Here is a 20,016-nt window from a genome sequence, read left to right on the forward strand (position 1 = left end):
CGCGCATACCGCCATGTTGCTCCGGCATCACCGTTTTTTTGACCGTCCCTACCATTCGTTCCAACGGCAAATGTGACGCATGACAAGCGTCACGCGGCCTTCTTCGCCGCGCTCGTCCGCCTTCCGGCGGCCGGGCGCCACCCAGGGACGAATGGACATGAAAAATCGCCTTACCTTGAGCATCGCGGTCGGCATGATCGCCGGTGTCGTCGCCGGCTATGCGTGCCACGCGAATATCGCGGACCCGGCCACGCTCAAAGCGGTCGCCGGCTATTTCTCGATCGTCACCGACATTTTCCTGCGGCTGATCAAGATGATCATCGCGCCGCTGGTGTTCGTGACGCTCGTGTCCGGGCTGGCCGGCATGGACAGCGGCGACGACGTCGGGCGCATCGGCTTGCGCTCGATCGGGTGGTTCATCTGCGCGTCGCTGATTTCGTTGAGTCTCGGCCTCGCGATGGCGAATGCGCTGCAGCCGGGCGCCGGCCTGAACCTCACGCCAACCGCGGGCGAGGTCGGCACCGGACTGAACACTGCCGCGCTGAACGCGCGGGACGTGATCACGCACGCGTTCCCGACCAGCCTGCTCGACGCGATGGCACGCAACGACATCCTGCAGATCCTGGTGTTCTCGGTGTTTCTCGGCATTGCATTGAGTGCGCTGAAGCACGACAAGCGCGTGAGCGTCGTGATCCGGTCGATCGACGGGATGGTGCCGGTGATGCTGCGCCTGACGAACGTCGTGATGCGCGCGGCGCCGCTCGGCGTGTTCGGGGCGATCGCGTCGTCGGTCACGCTGCGCGGGCTCGACGTGATCTATACGTACGGGAAGCTGATCGGCGCGTTCTATCTCGGGCTGCTCGTCCTCTGGGCGATCCTGATCGGCGTCGGCTACCTGTTTCTCGGACGACGCATCGGGAGCCTGCTGAAGGCCGTCCGCGAACCCGCGCTGATCGCGTTTTCCACCGCGAGCAGCGAGGCCGCGTATCCGCGGCTGACCGAGCAGCTCGAGCAGTTCGGCGTCGACAAGAAGGTGGTGGGCTTCACGCTGCCGCTCGGTTACGCGTTCAACCTCGACGGCTCGATGATGTATCAGGCGTTTGCCGCCCTCTTCATCGCGCAGGCGTTCGGCGTCCACATGCCGTTGTCGGAGCAGGTGTTCATGCTGCTGGTGCTGATGTTGAGCAGCAAGGGCATGGCCAGCGTGCCGCGCGGGTCGGTGGTCGTGGTCGCGGCGGTCGCGCCGATGTTTCATCTGCCGGTGGCCGGCGTCGCGCTGGTCCTCGCGATCGACCAGATCCTCGACATGGGCCGCACGATGACGAACGTGATCGGCAACAGCGTGGCGACGGCGGTGATCGCGAAATGGGAGAGCCGGCGCGCCGCGAAGCCGCGGGAGGCCGTATTCGACCGGCCGGAGCTGAACGCATGATGCGCACGGACAACGTGACCGCGCGGCGGACATTCGGCGTGGTCGGCGGCCTCGGGCCGCTGGGCAGTGCCGATGTGTTGTTCAAGATGGTGAAGGCGACGCCTGCGCCGTCGGACGAAGCGCACCCCGAAGTGATCTTCGAACAATACCCGTTCAAGGGCTCGGGGTCCGGCAGTGCGGCGACCTTCGAGCGCAAGCTGTATGTGTTCGACATGATCCGGCAGTTCGAGAAGCGCGGCGTGACGACGGTCGTGCTGCCGTGCTTCCTGAGCCATACGTTCATCGACGAGCTGAAGGCGAATACTTGCCTGCCGATCGTGGATATCGTCGAAGCCGTTCGCAGCCACGTGCGGCACACGTATCCGGACGCGACGCGTATCGGCGTGCTGGCTTCCGACTACGTGCGGGACAAGCGGCTCTTCGATACGTATTTCCCGGCGCCACGGTTCGAAGTCGTCCATCCGCGGCCGCACGACGGGATCGACCTCGTGACCGAAGCCGTCTACGGCGCCGGCGGCATCAAGCGCGGCAATCTTCGGGGGCGTCCGGTCGAGTTGTTGCGCCGCGCGTGCGACGACCTGATCGATCAGGGCGTGCACGTGATCGTCCCCGGCCTGACCGAGATCGCGCTGGTCGCCGATGAAATCCGTCCGCCGCGGGTGCCGCTCGTGGATTCGAATCAGGCCTATGCGCAGTACGCGCTGACCGAACAGCCGGCTTTGCGTGCGGCGGCGTTCAAGATCGGCGTGGTCGGCGGCGTCGGCCCGGCCGCGACGGTCGATTTTCTCGACAAGATCGTACGCAACACGCCGGCGTCGCGCGATCAGGACCATGTCAAGCTGCTGGTCGAACAGAATCCGCAGATTCCCGATCGAACGGAGAACCTGGTGGGCGCCGGCGCGGACCCGACGATCTCGCTGTACGCAACCTGCAAGCGGCTCGAGGAAGGCGGGGCGGACGTCATCGCGATTCCGTGCAACACCGCGCACGCGTTCGTCGAACGGATTCAGCCGCACCTCGGCATTCCGATCGTCAACATGCTGACCGTGACGGTCGCTCACTTGCGCGATACGTGGCCGGCGCTGCGCGAGGTCGGCGTGCTGGCGACGTCCGGCACGATCGAAAGCGGCGTCTATCAAAAGGCGCTCGAATCGCACGGGCTCCGGCAAGTCGCGCCGACGGCGGCGCTGCAGGCGCGTGTGATGGAGGCGATCTACGGGAAGCACGGCGTGAAGGCTGGCTTCACGACCGGACAGTGCAACGAGGATATCGGCGCGGCGGTCGACGCGCTGATCGCCGACGGCGTGAGCGTGATCGTGCTCGGCTGCACCGAACTGCCGATCCTGCTGCCGGGCGGCGAATACGTCGCGCGAAATGGGGCGCGTGCAACGCTCGTCGACCCGACGGACGTGCTCGCACGGACGTGCATTGCCTATGCGGGGGCGGGCGGCGGGTGAGCTGCGGTCTGCCCGTGGAAAACTGTATGAATATACAGTATAGTATCTGCCGAACTCGAGCCGCGCGGGCATCCCTTGTCGCGGCGCGTGCGCCGCGCCTGCGGGCATCCGCCGCAGCGTTCCGGCACCGTGAATTCCGGCTAACTCAATCAGACGGGCAGGCAAATTGTCATCCAGCAATCTGATCCGCATACGCGGAGCACGTCAGCACAACCTCAAGAATCTCGATCTCGACCTGCGCACCGGTGAAATGACGGTCGTGACCGGCCCGTCGGGCTCCGGCAAGTCGAGTCTCGTGTTCGACACGCTGTACGCGGAAGGCCAGCGGCGCTACGTCGAAACCTTCAGCGCGTACGCGCGGCAGTTCCTCGACCGGATGGATCGTCCGCAGGTCGAGCGCGTCGACGGCGTGCCGCCCGCGATCGCGATCGACCAGACCAACCCGGTGCGCAGTTCGCGGTCGACCGTCGGCACGATGACCGAACTGAACGATCACCTGAAGCTGCTGTACGCGCGCGCGGCCGAGCTGTTCGACCGCAAGACCGCGCGGCAGGTGCGGCACGACACGCCTGAAACAATCTACGCGGAGCTCGTCGAGCGCACGCGCGCCGACGATCCGCGCGTCGTCGTCACGTTCCCGGTCGAATTGCCGGAGAGCGCGTCCGACGAAGAGGTCGCGCAGTGGCTGTCGGCGAGCGGCTACACGCGCGTGCAGGCGCAGCGCGAAGTCGCGTCGCCCACCGGGCCGCGCAAGATGCTCGACGTGGTGGCCGACCGCTTCCGCGTGCAGCAGGCCGACAAGGTACGCGTGGTCGAGGCGATCGAGGCGTCGCTGAAGCGCGGCGGTGGCCGCGTGAACGTGTACGTGCTCGCGGCGGAAGCGGAAAACGCGGTGGCCGAGCCGTTGATCTGGCGTTTCTCCACCGGGCTCCACGATCCCGACAGCGACCTGCGCTACGCGGAGCCGCAGGCGGCGCTGTTCTCGTTCAACTCGGCGTACGGCGCGTGCGAAACCTGCCGCGGCTTCGGCCGCGTGATCGGCGTCGATCTCGGCCTCGTGATTCCCGATGCGCGCAAGACGCTGCGCGGCGGCGCGATCAAGCCGATGCAGACGCCCGCGTGGAAAGAGTGCCAGGACGACCTGATGCGCTACGCGGCGAAGGCCGGCATCCGGCGCGACGTGCCGTGGTCCGAGCTGACCGACGCCGAGCGCGACTGGGTCGTCAACGGCTCGCCCGACTGGAACGGCAAGTGGCAGAGCCAGTGGTACGGCGTGAAGCGCTTCTTCGGCTACCTCGAATCGAAGGCGTACAAGATGCACATCCGCGTGCTGCTGTCGAAATACCGCAGCTACACGCCGTGCGACGTGTGCGGCGGCGCGCGCCTGAAGACCGAATCGCTGCAATGGCGGCTCGGCTCGAAGGAGAATGCCGACAGCGTGCTCGCGCCGGCCGATCGCTTCATGCCGCGCGGCGTCGACTGGAGCCGCGCGCAGCTCGAAGCGCTGCCGGGCCTGACCGTGCACGACCTGATGCTGCTGCCGATCGAGCGCATCCGCCGCTTCTTCGACGATATCGTGTTGCCGAGCGCACTGCTCGACGATGCATTGAAACTGCTGCTCGCCGAGGTGCGCACGCGCCTGAAATACCTGTGCGACGTCGGGCTCGGCTACCTGACGCTCGACCGGCAAAGCCGCACGCTGTCGGGCGGCGAGGTGCAGCGGATCAACCTGACGACCGCGCTCGGCACGTCGCTCACGAAAACCCTGTTCGTGCTCGACGAACCGAGCATCGGGCTGCATCCGCGCGATCTCACGCGGATCGTCGAGGCGATGCAGCGGTTGCGCGACGCGGGCAATACGCTGGTCGTCGTCGAGCACGATCCGTCGGTGATGCTCGCGGCCGATCGCTTGATCGACATGGGCCCCGGCCCGGGCGAGCGCGGCGGCACGATCGTGTACGACGGCACGCCGGGCGACATCCGGTCGGCCCCCACGCTGACGGGCGAGTATCTCGGCGGCCGCAAGCAGGTCGCGCATGCGTCGAACTGGGCGCGCCGCGTGGTTGACGCCAACACGCCGCGCATCGTGCTCGAAGGCGCGACCGAGCACAACCTGCGCGACGTCACGGTGGAGATTCCGCTGCAACGGCTCGTGTGCGTGACGGGCGTGTCCGGCTCCGGCAAATCCACGCTGTTGCAGGACGTGCTGTATCCGGCGATGGCGCGGCACCACGGCAAGGCGACCGAATCGCCGGGCGCGTACCGCAGCCTCACGGGCGCCGATCGGGTGGGCGACGTCGTGTTCGTCGACCAGTCGCCGATCGGCAAGACCACGCGCTCGAACCCGGCGAGCTACGTCGGCGCGTTCGACGAAATCCGCAAGCTGTTCGCGAAGGCGCCGCTCGCGCTGCAGCGCGGCTACGGCGCCGGCACGTTCAGCTTCAACTCGGGCGACGGCCGTTGCCCGACGTGCGGCGGCTCCGGTTTCGAACACATCGAAATGCAGTTCCTGAGCGACGTCTACCTGCGTTGCCCGGATTGCGACGGCAGCCGCTACCGCGCCGAGATTCTCGAAGTGCGCATCGAGCGCGACGGCCGCGCGCTGAACATCGCCGACGTGCTCGACCTGACCGTCAGCGAAGCGGCCGCGTTCTTCGCGACCGATGCCGAGGTGCTGCGCGTGCTGCAGCCGATCGTCGACGTCGGCCTCGAATACGTGAAGCTCGGCCAGCCGGTGCCGACACTGTCGGGCGGCGAGGCGCAGCGGCTGAAGCTGGCCGGTTTCCTCGCCGAGTCGGCGGCGGCGGCCAACGGGCGCCGGGTCGCGACGGAAGAGGCGCGCATCGCCCGCGCGAAGCTGTTCATGTTCGACGAGCCGACCACCGGGCTGCATTTCGACGACATCGCGAAGCTGATGCAGGCGTTCGGCAAGCTGCTCGCGGCCGGCCATTCGCTGATCGTGATCGAGCACAACCTCGACGTGATCCGCGCGGCCGACTGGCTGATCGATCTCGGCCCGGAAGGCGGCGACGGCGGCGGCCTCGTGCTGTGCGCGGGTACGCCCGACGACGTGAAGGCCTGCGCCGAATCGCATACCGGCGTGGCGCTGCTGCAGTACGACCGCGAGATGGATGGCGAAGCGGCGCGCGCCGACGAAGGCGTGCCGCTGCAGGCCGTGCTGAACGCGGCGCGCGCGCGCCGCGCGATCGAAGGCGAGGACGTCGTGCGCATCGTCAACGCGCGCGAGCACAACCTGAAGGCGCTCGACGTCGACATCCCGCACGGCAAGTTCAACGTGATCACCGGCGTGTCGGGTTCCGGCAAGTCGACGCTCGCGTTCGACATCCTGTTCCACGAAGGCCAGCGCCGCTATCTGGAATCGCTGAACGCATATGCGCGCTCGATCGTGCAGCCGGCCGGCCGCCCCGAGGTCGACGCGGTGTACGGCATTCCGCCGACCGTCGCGATCGAGCAGCGGCTGTCGCGCGGCGGGCGCAAGAGCACGGTCGCGACCACGTCCGAGGTGTGGCACTTCCTGCGGCTGTTGTATGTGAAGCTCGGCCTGCAGCATTGCATCCACGACGGCACGCCGGTCACGTCGCAATCCGTCGAATCGATCGCCGCGCAACTGCTGCGCGATCACCGCGGCGAACACGTCGGGCTGCTCGCGCCGCTCGTCGTCAACCGCAAGGGCGTGTATACGGATCTCGCGAAGTGGGCGAAGGCGCGCGGCAGCACGCATCTGCGTGTGGACGGCGAGTTCGTGCCGGTCGATCCGTGGCCGAAGCTCGACCGTTTCCGCGAGCACACGATCGAATTGCCGGTCGCCGATCTCGTCGTGTCGCCGGACAACGAAGCCGAGTTGCGGCGCAGGCTCGACGAGACGCTCGAGCTCGGCAAGGGCGTGATGCACCTGCTCGCGCCGCTCGACGGGCTGCACGATGCGATGCGCAACGATCATTCGACCGCCGAGGTCGGCTCGGTCAAGGTGCTGTCGGTCAAGCGCGCGTGCCCGGTATGCGGCACGAGCTACCCGGAGCTCGACCCGCGGATGTTCTCGTACAACAGCAAGCACGGCTGGTGCACGACCTGCGTCGGCACCGGCGTCACGCTCACGCGCGAACAGCGCGCCGCATACGACGACACGGTGCTCGCCGGCGACGATCGCGGCCGCGAACAGACACTGCCGTCGGACGAGCAGGAACCGGAAGGCGTCGGCAACGAGCCGTGCCCGGATTGCCACGGCACGCGGCTGAACCCGTCCGCACGTGCGGTGACGTTCGACGCGCATCCGATCGTCGAGGTCGCGCAGTGGACGGTGTCGGACACGCGCCGCTGGATCGACGCGCTGGAACTCGCCGGGCGCGACGCGCAGATCGCGCGCGACATCGTCAGCGAGATCGGCAGCCGCCTCGCGTTTCTGGAGGAAGTCGGGCTCGGCTACCTGAGCCTCGACCGCGCGGCGCCGAGCCTGTCGGGCGGCGAAGCGCAGCGCATCCGGCTCGCCGCGCAGCTCGGCAGCAACCTGCAGGGCGTGTGCTACGTGCTCGACGAGCCGACGATCGGCCTGCATCCGCGCGACAACCAGATCCTGCTCGACGCATTGCGCAAGCTCGGCGACAAGGGCAATACGCTCGTCGTCGTCGAGCATGACGAGGACACGATCCGCCGCGCCGATCACATCATCGACGTCGGCCCCGGCGCCGGCAAGCGCGGCGGCACGCTGGTCGCGCAAGGCGCGGTCGCCGATCTCGCCGCGCAGGCCGATTCGGTGACGGGGCGCCTGCTCGCGCAGCCGATGACGCACCCGCTGCAGCCGCGCCGCAGCGTGAGCCTGCCGGGCAAGAAGGGCGGGGCCGCCGTGCCGGAAGCCTGGCTGACCGTGCATGGCGCCCGGCTGCACAACCTGCGCGACGTTACGGTCGGCATTCCGCTTGCGCGGCTCGTCGCGGTGACGGGCGTCAGCGGGTCGGGCAAATCGACGCTCGCGCGCGACGTGCTGATGACGAACCTGCTCGATGCGGTCGGCCGCTCGGTGCTGTCGTCGCCGGCCACGCGGCGTGCGCGCAAGGCCGCGCAGCAGGACGCGCCGGCCGCCAACCGCCGTTCGAGCGTCCTCGCGCGCAGCGCACCGCGGCCGTCGCTGAACGTCACGCACGCGTGGCAGGGTTGCGAATCGCTGAGCGGCTGGGAGCAGATCGATCGCGTGCTCGAAGTCGACCAGACGCCGATCGGCAAGACGCCGCGTTCATGCCCGGCTACCTACATCGGTGTATGGGACACGATTCGCAAGCTGTTCGCCGATACGCTCGAAGCACGCGCGCGCGGCTATACGGCGTCGCGCTTCTCGTTCAATACCGGCGACGGGCGGTGCCCGGCGTGCGAAGGGCAAGGCGTGCGCACGATCGGCATGAGCTTCCTGCCCGACGTGAAGGTGCCGTGCGACGTGTGTCACGGGCAGCGCTTCAATCCTGAGACGCTCGCCGTCACGTGGCGCGGCCGGAACATCGGCGACGTGTTGACGATGGAGATCGACGAGGCGGTGGAATTCTTCGCGCCGATCTCGAACATCGCGCATCCGCTGCAGTTGATGAAGGATGTGGGGCTCGGCTACCTGACGCTCGGCCAGCCGTCGCCGACGCTGTCCGGCGGCGAGGCGCAGCGCATCAAGCTCGTCACCGAACTGACGAAGGTGCGCGACGACGTCACGCGGCGCGGCCAGAAGGCGCCGCACACGCTGTACGTGCTCGACGAGCCGACGGTCGGCCTGCACATGGCCGACGTCGCGAAGCTGATCCGCGTGCTGCACCGGTTGGTGGACGCGGGGCATAGCGTCGTCGTGATCGAGCACGACCTCGACGTGATCGCGGAAGCCGACTGGATCATCGATCTCGGCCCGGAAGGCGGCGTGGGCGGCGGCACGATCGTCGGGGCGGCGCCGCCGGAAGGGCTCGTGCAGGTGAAGGCAAGCCATACCGGGCAGGCGCTGAAGCCGGTGCTGGCGCGAACGGCCGGCGAAGGCGCCGAAACGGAGCGGCAGGGCGCGGCGCGGGTCGGCTGAACGCGTTGCATCCGGCGAGCGGCCGCGGTGCCCGACGAGGCATCGCGGCCGCTCTCGTTTCGTCATTCAGGTCGCCGCACTCATTCTCCCTTCACGCCGATCGTCTCGATGATGGTCTCCAGTTGCGGGCTCATCGGCAGGTTCAGACTCAAGCCCGACGGCAGCGGGCGCAGGAACCAGCGCTTGTACTGGCGCGCGATCTCGCCGTCGGCGGCCAGCTCCTGGAACGTGCTTTTCACGATCTGCGCGAGCGGCGGATCGTCCTTGCGGAACATGATGCCGTACGGATCGTAGGACAGGAAATCGCCCACCACGTCGTATTGGCCACCCTTGCTCGCGTTCTCGGCAATCAGCCCGTACAGCAGCACGTCGTCCGTCGCGAACGCGTCGGCGCCGCCGTTCGCGACGAGCGCGAAGCCCTGCGCGTGGTCGGGCACCACCTGTAGCTGAATCCCGAGCCGGAACCGTTCGTTCAGGTCGCGCAGCGCCTTCTCGTTGGTCGTACCGGCCGTCACCGCGACTTTCCTGCCCGCGAGATCGCGGAACGAGCGGATCGGCGCGCCGCGCTTCACCATCACCTTCGTGCCGGCCACGAAGATGATCGGCGAGAACGCCACGCGTTTCTGGCGCTCGAGGTTGCTGGTCGTGGAGCCGCATTCCAGGTCGACCTTCCCGCTGACCACCGCGTCAATGCGGTTGTCGGACGTGACCGGCACCCAGCGGATCGTCAGGTTCCGGTTGATCGCGTCCTCGATCGACGATACGAGGGCCTTACACAGCTCGATCGAATAGCCGATCGGCTGGTTGCGCGCGTTCAGGTACGAGAACGGTATCGACGCGTCGCGATAGCCGAGCGCGATCGTCCCGCTGCCGCGCACCTTCGCGAGCGTGCCGGTCAGTTGGGCCGGCGCGAACGGCTCGACGCGCGGCGGCGTCGACGGCGCATCGTCCGCGCGCGCGATCGCACCCGTGGCAAGCAGGCCCGCGAGCGCGAGCGCCCGCCAGAATCGCTGCATCTTCATCGCCGGGCCTCCGTCAGACTTCGGTCGGATGGGCGAGCGTCGCTTCCTGTTCCGCTTCGATGCGCGCCGCGTTGGCTTCGGCTTCCGCTTCCGACAGGAGCTGACCTTCCCATTTCGCGACCACCGCGCTCGCGATCGAATTGCCGACCGCGTTGGTGGCCGAGCGGCCCATGTCGAGGAACGTGTCGACGCCGAGAATCAGCAGCAGCCCGGCCTCCGGCAGCCCGAACTGGTGCAGCGTCGCCGCGATCACGACGAGCGATGCGCGCGGCACGCCGGCCATCCCCTTCGACGTGAGCATCAGCACGAGCAGCATCGTGACCTGCGTGCCGAGCGACAGATGCATGTTGTACGCCTGCGCGATGAACAGCGACGCGAACGTGCAGTACATCATCGAGCCGTCGAGGTTGAACGAATAGCCCATCGGCATCACGAAGCTCGAGATCTTGCGCTTCACGCCGAACCGGTCGAGCGCGTCGAGGATCTTCGGGTACGCGGCTTCGGAGCTGGCCGTCGCGAACGACAGCATGAACGCTTCCTTGATCAGCACCAGCAGCTTGAACACCCGCGGCCCGAGGAACAGCAGCCCCGCACAGACGAGCAGTGCCCAGAGCAGGAACAGGCTCACGTAGAAGTCGCCCATGAACACCGCGAACTTCAGCAACACCGACAGCCCGTTGACCGCGACGGTCGCGGCCATCGCGGCCATCACCGCGAGCGGCGCGAGCTTCATCACGTAGCCGGTGATCTTCAGCATCACGTGCGACAACTGGTCGATCGCGGCGATCAGGATCTTGCCGCGGTCGCCGAGCGCGGCGAGCGCGACGCCGAAGAACATCGAGAACACGACGATCTGCAGGATTTCGTTGTTCGCCATCGCCTCGGCGAACGACTTCGGCACCATGTGGCCGACGAAATCCTTCAGCGTGAACTTGGAGGTCGCAAGGTTCGCCGATGCGCCGATGTCCGGCAGCGGCAAGCCGAGATTGTCGCCGGGCCGCAGCAGGTTCGCCATCAGCAGCCCGAGCAGCAGCGAAACCAGCGACGCGGTGACGAACCAGGCGATCGATTTCGCGAACACGCGCCCGACCGACGCCGCGTCGCCCATGTGCGCGATGCCGACGACCAGCGTGGAGAACACGAGCGGCCCGATCACCATCTTGATCAGGCGCAGGAACACGTCGGACACGAGCGAGATGTACCCGGCGATTTCGGCGGCGGCCTTCTTGTCCGGAAAGCTCGTGAAGACCATGTAGCCGATCGCGATGCCTGCCACCATCGCGATCAGGATCCAGACGGCTGCAGCATTCTTTTTTCGCATCGTGAGCCTCCCATGCAGCGGTTTCGCAATCGGGGATGGAGGGACGATACAGGACCAGAATGGCGATGAATAGTGCAACCGGATCGGGGTTTGCGCTAGCGCCGGATGACGGCCGAGCCGGGCGACGGCGATGGCACGGGTGGCGCTTCGTGCCCGGAGCCGGCGCAACCCGATGCCGGTTTGTGCGGAGCAGCACATCGCCTGTTCGACAGGCCGGCGGATGGCGGCGACGGGGCGCGTCATTCGCGCATGTCTCGCCCCCGTCGACCGACGATGTTGCGTTGCCGCAGCCGGGTGCGAACAGGCCGCGTTCATGCGCGGACCCGGCAGGCTCGTGCCGAAATCGCACGCTTGCGCCGCGGGCCGGACGTTCCTCGCGGCCCGCGAATGGGCGCGTTCGGCCCGCTGACGCGGCAACTCAGCGCTGCCCGTACACCGTAATCGTCACCCGCCGGTCTTTCTGCAGGCACGCGATGACCGCCGGTGTTTCTCCGGGCGGACAATGCGACACCGGTTGCGACGATCCGACGCCGTCGGCCCGAATGCGAGCGGCGTCGATTCCGTGCGTCACCAGATAGCGCTTCACCGTTTCAGCTCGCGCCAGCGAAAGCGCGCGATTGCTTTCTTCCGAGCCGATGCGATCGGCGTGGCCGACCACGTCGATGCTCGTCATGCCGGCTTCGTTGCGGATTTTCGCAATCGCGGCGTCGAGCTCCGCGCGACCGCCCGGCAGCATCGAATCGAGGCTCGACTTCGCGAACGGAAACAGGGCCTCGCCTTCGATCGCGAACTGTTCGAGCGGCGCGGGCTTCGCGACGGCCGCCGCCGGTGTCGTGACGCGTACGAAGTCCGCGCATTGCGGATCGCGCCAGTACGTCGCGCTCACGCGCATGTCCTTGTCGAACTGCACCTGGTACTGGCAGGACACTACCTGGTCGCCGCGACGGAAATCGAACAGGTAGTTCCACACATGGTTGCCCACGAACCACTCGTGAAAGTGCGGCGGCCCGATCAGATCGTAGAGCTGATCCTTGTTGAGGCCCGTACTGACGTTGCGCAGGTTCGCGACGTTCACGAACGTGCCGCCCGCGGGCGACGCGGACGCCGCGTCCGGAAACCGGGGCGGCGTGTGGGGCACCACACATCCCGTGATTGAGACCGCAGTCGCGACGCACGCCGCGAGCAGCACAGCCTGTCGAGTTTTCATGGTTCGTCTGTTGTTCCGTTTCATGTTTCGCATCGAATCGCTCGTCCGCTTACCACTGGTAGCCGGCGCCGACCACCGCGCCGTACGTGCCGCGCGTGTTGGTCGACACGGCCGCCTTGTAGATCCAGTGGTTGTTCTCGGAAATGGTCGAGATGCCGAGCGCCTGCCCCGACTGGCCGCGGTACACGCTGCCCGCGATCGCGACCATGCTCTTGCCCGGGCCGGACGGCTGCGGCAGGCCGGCCACGGCCATTGCCGTCGCGGTGCCGCCGTCCGCGTCGCGGCGATAGCTGTCGAGGCTGTTGCGCAGGCTCGCGACCTGGCCGTCCGTGTAGCTGTTCGCCTGCGACAGCGCGGTGCCCACGCTCGCGTTCAGCTGGTTCACGTTCACCGCGTCGGTGCCCTGTGTGCCGGCCGCGACGTTCACGACCTGCCGCGCCGAATCCGCCGAGCCGACCGCGACCACGTTCGAGCGCCCGCCGTCGTTGCTGCCCGCGCCGATCGCCGTCGAGTTGTTGCCCGATGCGGTCGAGCCGACACCGATCGCCGTCGAGCCGTTGCCGGACGCCGTCGAGCTATTGCCGACCGCGGTGCTGTTCGAGCCCGACGCGACCGCCCCCGAACCGCCCGCCGACGAATTCGAACCCGTCGAGCCCGGCGGCACGTTGCCGCCGCTCGGGTTCGTCGTGTACTGCCCGCCGAGGTTGGTCGTGCGCTGGTCGATCAGCGTCGTCAGCTGGTTGGCGACCGAATCGAGCTGCGACACGTTCACCGCGTCGGTGCCGTTCTTGCCGGCTGCGAGCCCCGTGATCTGCCGGTTGCCGACGTTCACTTCGCCGGCCGACGACTGCGGGCTGCTCAGCCCGTATGCGACGTAGTTCGTCAGCGCGCCGACCGTGGTCAGCGAACCGGCGCCCAGCGCGACGCTGTTCGCGAACGTCGCCGACGCACCGGCGCCGAGCGCGAGCGCGTCGGTCGCCGTGCCGCGTGCACCCGAGCCGAGCGCGACGCTGCCCACGCTGACCGCCACCGCGTTCGCGCCCTGTGCGACCGACTGCGCGCCGGTCGCCGTCGCGCCGCTGCCCAGCGCGATCGCGTCGGCCTGCGCAGAGCTGGCCGCCTGGCCGATCGCGACCCCGCCCGGTGCGGTCTGATCGACGATCGCGCCGTTGCCGATGCCCACGCCGTTGTCGCCGTTGACGACCGTCGTCGGCCCGACCGCGACCGATTCCGCGCCGACCGCGAGCGAATCCGCCGCCGTCGAGTTCGCGTGGAAGTACTTCTGCGCCGTGACCGCGAACGACTGCAGCGCGCCGGTCAACTGCCGCACCGTCACCGCGTCCTGCTGGCCGGTGCCGTCTGCGACGTTGGTGATCTGGCGGTAGGTCTTGTTCGTCGCATCGCCCACCGAGACCGCGCCGAGCAGCGTCTGGTCGGTCGTGTCGAACGGGATCGACGCGCTGCCGTTGCGCAGGATGCCCGACGACGGCACCACGGCGCGGTCGGCCACCGAGCCCGAGCCGAGCGCGATGCTGCCGTCGACCCTGGAGATCGCGTTCGGGCCGATCGCGACGCTGTCGACGCCCACCGCCTGGCTGTCCGGCGCGGTCGAGTTCGCGTGGAAATACTTGATGCCGTGCGCGTTGATGTTGTCGATCGCGGAGCCGACGTTGTTGTTGATCGTGGTCGACCCGTCGCTGTTGTAGGTCACATACGACGGCGCCGAGATCGTGCCGGTGGTCGGATCGTAGGTCGCGCCGCCGCCGATCGCGCCGGCCGTGCTGTTACCGAGGTTCGTGTTGTTGTTCGCGATCGAGCTGAGGCCCGTCGACAGCGAACCCAGGCCCGTCGACGTGGCCGTCGACAGCGACGTCAGGTTGCTGTCCGTGCTCGACAAGCCGGTGGACAGCGACGTGACCGAGCTGTTCGTCGAACTCAGGCCGGTCGACAACGAACCGATGCTGGTCGACGTGGCGGTCGACAGCGACGTCACGTTGCTGTTGGTCGTGCTCAGCCCCGTCGACAGCGAGCCGATGCCGGTGGACAGTGAACCGATACCGGTAGACAGCGAGCCGACGATCGTCGACGTCGACGTGGATAGCGACGTGATCGTGCTGTTGGTCGAGCTCAGGCCGGTGGACAGGGAGCTGATGCCCGTCGACGTGGACGTCGACAGCGACGTCACCGTGCTGTTGGTCGAACTCAGGCCGGTGGACAACGAACCGACGATTGTCGACGTCGACGTGGACAACGACGTGACCGTGCTGTTGGTCGAACTCAGGCCGGTGGACAACGAGCCGACGACCGTCGAGGTCGACGTGGACAGCGACGTGATCGAGCTGTTGGTTGTACTCAGGCCGGTCGACAACGAGCCGATGCCCGTCGACGTGGACGTCGACAGTGAGACGATCGAGCTGGTGGCCGACGACAGACCGGTGGACGTCGACGTCGACAGCGACGTGACTGAGCTGTTGGTCGAGCTCAGGCCGGTGGACAACGAGCCGATGCCGGTCGACGTGGAAGTGGACAGCGACGTCACCGAGCTATTGGTCGAACTGAGTCCGGTGGACAACGAGCCGATGCCGGTCGACGTGGAAGTGGACAGCGACGTCACCGAGCTATTGGTCGAACTGAGTCCGGTGGACAACGAGCCGATGCCCGTCGACGTGGACGTCGACAACGACGTGATGCTCGATGCGGTCGACGTCGACAGCGAATCGAGCGCCGTATTCGTCGCGGCGAGCTGCGAGCCGTTGATCGCGTCCGTGCTCGACGAACTGATCTGCCCGGCCGCGACGTGCGTGATCTGACGCTCGCGGCCCGCGGCCCCGACGCTGACGACGTCGCCGGCGGCAGGCGCGCCGCCCGCGAACGTGTAGGTCGTTCCGCCGATGACGGCACTCGGCGTCTGCACGGCGGCCGACACCGTCGATGCGTTGCCGAGCACGACCGCGCCGTCGAGGCCGGTCGGCACGGACACGCCGTTGCCGACCACGAACGCGTTGTTCGAATTGATCGTGTTGTTGTTGCCGAGCGAATACGAGCCCGAGCCCGTGACGGTGCTCGGATCGCCGATCGCGGCGGAATTCGCGCCGCTGACGACGTTGCCCGTGCCGATGCTCAGGCTGTTCGCGCCGCTGGCCTGCGCGCCCGCGCCCATCGCGATCGCGTTCGTGCCCGATGCCTTGGCATTCAGGCCGACCGACGTGGTTCCGCTTGCGGTGACACCGATCCCCGCATTGGTGCCGATCGCGACGTTGTCGTTGCCGGATACGAGGCTGCCCGCGGAAGCGGCCAGCGTGCCGTCGTACGTGACGGTACCGTCGCCGCTGCCCATCGCGACGTTGCGCGTACCCGTGACGCCCGACCCGGCACCGCGCATCGCGCTTGCGATGCCGCCGCCGATTGCGGTGTTCTGCGCGCCTTTCACGAGCGTGCCGGTCGCGAGACCGACCGCGACCGAGCCGGTGTTGGCGGTCGTCGAGCCTGCGCCGGCGCCCTGGCCCGCCGCAACGGTGCCGTCGCCGATCGCGAGCGCCTGGCCGCCGATCGCGAGCGACGTGTTGCCGCTCGCCTTCGCGCCGTTACCGACTGCGGTGGCAGCCGCGTTGGTTGCCTGCGCGTTCGGGCCGAGGGCAACGGTATTGGCTGCCGTCGCCTGCGAGCCGATGCCCATCGCAACACCGTAAAACCCGGTCGCGACGGACTGCCAACCGAGCGCGATCGCGTACTGGTCGCCCGCGCTCGCCGCCGTGCCCAGCGCGATCGCGCCTTGCTGGGCAGCCGTCGCGCCTGCGCCGGCCGCGAAGGTGTCCTGTGCCGAAGCCATCGCGTTCCCGCCCAATGCGATCGCCTGCAGCGCGGTGGCGGACGACGAGTCACCGATCGCGATCGCCTGCCCCGAGCCGTGCGTGGCGGCCCCCGTGCCGCCTGTCGCAAAGGCACTCGGGCCGATCGCGATGTTGTTTGTGTCGCTGGCCGCGGTCGAGCCGGCGGTCGCCGTGCCGACGGCGACCGAGCCGGCGCTCACCGAGTTCGCGAAACTGCCGAGCGCGCTACTGGCGGAACCCTGTGCCTTCGCGCCGGGTCCGATCGCCGCGGAATTGAGGCCGCTCGCGTTCGCCGACGTCCCGAACGCCGATGCACCTTGAGCGGATGCCTGCGAAAAGATGCCGACGGCCGTGCCGTTGACGCCGCTCGCCGTGACGTTCGCGCCGATGGCGATCGCGCCGCTCGTCGCCGCGGCATTCGCATTACAGCCGATCGCAATGCCGTTGTTCGTGTTCGCGGTCGCCGTCCCCGGGCAATTCGTGCCGGAAACCGCCACCTGAGCCGCCGCGCCGCCCGACCACATCGCCATGCTGCCGAGCACGGCGAGCGTCACGGATTTCAGCGCGGCCGACGTGCCGGTGCCGCGCGCGACGGCTCGGGCCCCGGCACCGGCTTTGCCCTTGCCGTTGGCCCGATCGAGTTCGGATACCGCGACGATTGCGCCGCGTGCCGCGTTCCACACAGTGCGGTAAGTCTTGTTCATGGATTTCTGCCGGTAAGCGGCGCGCGCCATCCGCGCACCGGGCCAGCCAGGAATGCCGGGCGCGCTGAATGTCTGTCGAGCCGTGTGAAAACTGTATTTATCGGGAAACGAGTCTTGCGATAAGGCGATTTCGATCAATCGATTGCTCGCGTCAGGCCGAAAATAATCACTTCAGCCCATCGAATTGTTTATGCCTTTTTTGCGGGCAAATTCGATTAATCGAAACGGGCAAGAACCCGTTGGTCCATAGAATAAGGGAAAGGTATTCCGGGACGAGAGCGGGCAAATCTGAATAATTGTGAGCGAAATGTGAACAAAGAAAACGGGTGTGCGGAGACGACCGACGGGCGAAGCTTCCCGGCAGATCGGCCGGCGGTCGAGTGACGGTTTTCGGTCGTTCGAGATGGTTTTTCGCAACAAAATGAATGCAGTTTGCGGCGAATTTGGATAACGGCTGGAAGGCGCGAAAAAACGTAAGTTCTTTAAATCGATGCAATGGAAATGCCGCGGCGTTATGCGGCGATTCGGCGGCGGCTTTCGAGCCGGCGACGGAATCGGGAAAAACGGCGCCGCGCGCCGGGTTTCAACGATCGCGCGGCGCGGCGCTTCGAGGCAGAAGCAGCGTGAAGACCGACCCGCGTCCGACGGCGCTGTCGACGCGGATTTCTCCGCCGAGCGCGTCGATCACCTGCTTGACGAACGCGAGCCCGAGGCCATGGCCGGCACTCGCGCCGCTCGCGTCGATGCGGAAAAACTCGGTGAAGAGGTTCGGCAATTGATGTTGCGGTATGCCGACACCGGTATCGGCGACCGTCACGCGCCAGCGGTCCCCGCTTTCGTCGGCCGCGACGGCGACGGTTGCGCCCTCGGGGCTGAACCGGATCGCATTGTCGATCAGATTCGCGAATGCGCGCCGCAGCAGCAACGCATCGGCGACGACGAGCATCCCCGGCTCCGCGTTCAACCGGATCGTGATCCGCTTCGCGCTCGCATGCGCCCACAGATCGTCGGCCGCGTCGCCGAGCAGCGGCACGAGATCGACTTCCGTCGCTTTCGGCGAGCGCGCCTGCGCGCGTGCGAGCAGCAGGAACTGGTCGGCGAGCGTGAGCGTCTTGCGCGCGTAATGGGCGACGAGATCGACGAACAGCGCTTCGGGCAATGCGCGCGGCGCTTCGCGACGCTGTTCGATCAGCGTGAGTATCGCGGCCTGCGGGGAGCGCATGTCGTGCGACAGAAAGCGCAGCGCGGTATCGCGCTGGCGTTCGGCGGCGCGCAACGGGGTGACGTCGGCAACGTGAAAGATCAGCATCCCGTCGCTCGTTTCGCGTGCGGGCACGATCGCGCATTTCACCAGCAACGACCGTTGCTTCGCATTGACGATCTCGAGGCCGTCCATCGGCGCGGGCGTTTCGCTGGCGTGCGCGGCGCCGTTGCGCTCGGCCAGCGTTCGCAGCGCGCGGTGCACGTATCGGTCCACGTCGTCCGATGCGGTCATCGCGCGCAGCACGTGGGCCGCATGGCGGCCGGTAGCCGGCGGCAGCGCACCGCGCTGCGCCGCATTTGTCCCGTACAGGTCGAGCGCCAGGCGGTTCGCGAGCATCACGGCACCCGAAGCCGAAGCGAGGAGCGTGGCTTCCGGCAGGCTGTTCATCCATTCGGAAATCAGATGCGCGGAGCGCCGCAGGCGCGCGATCATCGCGCTCATCACGATCACCCGCCGGCGGAACGGATCGATCGCGTTCGTGTGAGCGGGGGTGTCGCCCGGCAGACACGGGTCCGCGATCGCGCGCTCGGCTTCGCGGGTCAGATAGCGCAGCAACGTTTCCTGCCGCCGCCATGCGCTGAGCGCATACGCCAGCACGCACGCGGCTACCGCCGTGGCCGGAAAGCAGAACAGATGCGCGGTCTTCAGCAACAGCAGCGACGTGGCGCACAGCGCGAGCGCGATGACCGTGGAAGCGAGCAGGGCGGCGCGCGGGCCGAGCGCGCACAGTGCCGCGCAAAGCCACGGCAGCACGGCGAGGCTGAACAGCAACTGGGCGGGCCACGATGCGCTGCGCACGAGCGATCCGCTTGCGAGCGCGTAAGTGGCTTGCGCGACGAACTCGACGCCGGCGCGCGACGGCGGCGCGTGGCCCGGCGTGACGAAGTGCGTGTCCGCGATGCCCGCGGTCGGCCCGACGAGCACGATCGCATCCTTGAGCAAGCCTGGATCGATGCGACCTTCGAGCGCGTCGACGAAGGGCACCGTGCGATACGGAGGGGAGGAACCGAGCGGCACGTAGCGGCGGCACGCCGTGGTCCAGCGAATCGCGCGACGGGCCGGCGGCTCGTCGCATTCCGCGAACGGCACGCCGCTTGCACGGAGCAGCGATGCGCTCATGTGCTCGTAGTCGAGATTCGGCGGCCCTTCCCGCAGATAGAAGCTGCGCAACACGTCGTCCGCGTTCGGTGCGGCGTTGACCTGCGCGATCGCGAATGCGCCGCGCGCGATCGGCTCGAGCGGCGGCACCACGTTCGGCAACCCGTCCCCATCGTCGTCGGCCACCACGGCCGGCAGGACCACACGGCCGTTGCGCTCGATCGCGCTGGCCAGCCACGCGTCGCCCGCGGGCAGGATTCTGCCCGGATGCGTCATCGCGACGTCGAGCCCGATGGCGGCCACGCCCGCCGCGCTCAGCCGGTCGATCAGCGTCGCATAGTCGGCGCGCTTGACCGGCCATCCGCCCAGTGCCTTCGCGCTCGCGCCGTCGATCGCGATCAGCACGACCTTTTGCGGCGACGGCCGCTGCAGCAGCGGCTGCACGATGTCGAAGAAGAACAGGTCGGCGCGACGCAGCACGCCGGAGCTCGTCAGCACCACGCACAGCAACAGCACGAACGCACCCATCACGATGCATTCGCGCACGAAACCGTCGGGAATACGCAGCGCGTCGCCACGCATCAGATGTGACTCATTGCACGCACGCATGCGTCGACGGC

The 20,016-nt window shown here is 67.7% G+C and carries 8 protein-coding genes; 3 read left to right on the top strand and 5 right to left on the bottom strand.

What is annotated here, in order from left to right; all coding sequences use genetic code 11:
* Positions 1 to 157 precede the first annotated feature (157 nt).
* The 3 genes from HWX62_RS01090 to uvrA all read left to right on the top strand — a co-directional run bounded on the left by HWX62_RS01090 (position 158) and on the right by uvrA (position 8,950).
* Positions 158 to 1,432 (top strand): dicarboxylate/amino acid:cation symporter, encoded by a 1,275-nt coding sequence (locus tag HWX62_RS01090; protein WP_175930840.1) that lies wholly within the window; start codon positions 158 to 160, stop codon positions 1,430 to 1,432.
* Positions 1,432 to 2,889 (top strand): amino acid racemase, encoded by a 1,458-nt coding sequence (locus HWX62_RS01095; protein ID WP_175930867.1) that lies wholly within the window; start codon positions 1,432 to 1,434, stop codon positions 2,887 to 2,889. Before HWX62_RS01090 ends, HWX62_RS01095 begins: the two co-directional genes overlap by 1 nt.
* A 166-nt stretch (positions 2,890 to 3,055) precedes the next feature.
* Positions 3,056 to 8,950, top strand: coding sequence for an excinuclease ABC subunit UvrA (uvrA, locus tag HWX62_RS01100; RefSeq protein ID WP_175930839.1), 5,895 nt, complete (start codon positions 3,056 to 3,058; stop codon positions 8,948 to 8,950).
* Between the two features lie 80 nt (positions 8,951 to 9,030).
* Here the strand turns inward: uvrA and HWX62_RS01105 are convergent, their stop codons facing one another.
* From HWX62_RS01105 to HWX62_RS01125, 5 genes are all read right to left on the bottom strand, one after another.
* The gene (locus HWX62_RS01105) at positions 9,031 to 9,972 is read right to left on the bottom strand and encodes an amino acid ABC transporter substrate-binding protein (protein WP_175930838.1); all 942 of its coding nucleotides are present in this window, start codon (positions 9,970 to 9,972) and stop codon (positions 9,031 to 9,033) included.
* 13 nt (positions 9,973 to 9,985) lie between these two features.
* Positions 9,986 to 11,293 (bottom strand): dicarboxylate/amino acid:cation symporter, encoded by a 1,308-nt coding sequence (locus tag HWX62_RS01110; protein ID WP_175930837.1) that lies wholly within the window; start codon positions 11,291 to 11,293, stop codon positions 9,986 to 9,988.
* 418 nt (positions 11,294 to 11,711) lie between these two features.
* Positions 11,712 to 12,533, bottom strand: a complete 822-nt coding sequence (locus HWX62_RS01115) for an OmpA family protein (RefSeq protein WP_175930836.1) — start codon at positions 12,531 to 12,533, stop codon at positions 11,712 to 11,714.
* A 16-nt stretch (positions 12,534 to 12,549) separates the two neighbouring features.
* The gene (locus HWX62_RS33180) at positions 12,550 to 17,034 is read right to left on the bottom strand and encodes a YadA family autotransporter adhesin (RefSeq protein ID WP_244136165.1); all 4,485 of its coding nucleotides are present in this window, start codon (positions 17,032 to 17,034) and stop codon (positions 12,550 to 12,552) included.
* Between the two features lie 583 nt (positions 17,035 to 17,617).
* Positions 17,618 to 19,981: a CHASE2 domain-containing protein gene (locus tag HWX62_RS01125; protein WP_175930866.1), complete on the bottom strand. Its 2,364-nt coding sequence runs from the start codon at positions 19,979 to 19,981 to the stop codon at positions 17,618 to 17,620.
* Positions 19,982 to 20,016 lie beyond the last annotated feature (35 nt).

Origin of the sequence: Burkholderia sp. BCC0506 (genome assembly GCF_902833145.1) — a bacterium.
Classification (GTDB): Bacteria; Pseudomonadota; Gammaproteobacteria; order Burkholderiales; family Burkholderiaceae; genus Burkholderia.

Excerpts from the sequence above, each read along its gene's own strand:
- HWX62_RS01090 (WP_175930840.1), top strand. The coding sequence starts at position 158 with ATGAAAAATCGCCTTACCTTGAGCATCGCGGTCGGCATGATCGCCGGT.
- HWX62_RS01095 (WP_175930867.1), top strand. The coding sequence starts at position 1,432 with ATGCGCACGGACAACGTGACCGCGCGGCGGACATTCGGCGTGGTCGGC.
- HWX62_RS01105 (WP_175930838.1), bottom strand. The coding sequence starts at position 9,972 with ATGAAGATGCAGCGATTCTGGCGGGCGCTCGCGCTCGCGGGCCTGCTT.
- HWX62_RS01110 (WP_175930837.1), bottom strand. The coding sequence starts at position 11,293 with ATGCGAAAAAAGAATGCTGCAGCCGTCTGGATCCTGATCGCGATGGTG.
- HWX62_RS01115 (WP_175930836.1), bottom strand. The coding sequence starts at position 12,533 with ATGCGAAACATGAAACGGAACAACAGACGAACCATGAAAACTCGACAG.
- HWX62_RS33180 (WP_244136165.1), bottom strand. The coding sequence starts at position 17,034 with ATGAACAAGACTTACCGCACTGTGTGGAACGCGGCACGCGGCGCAATC.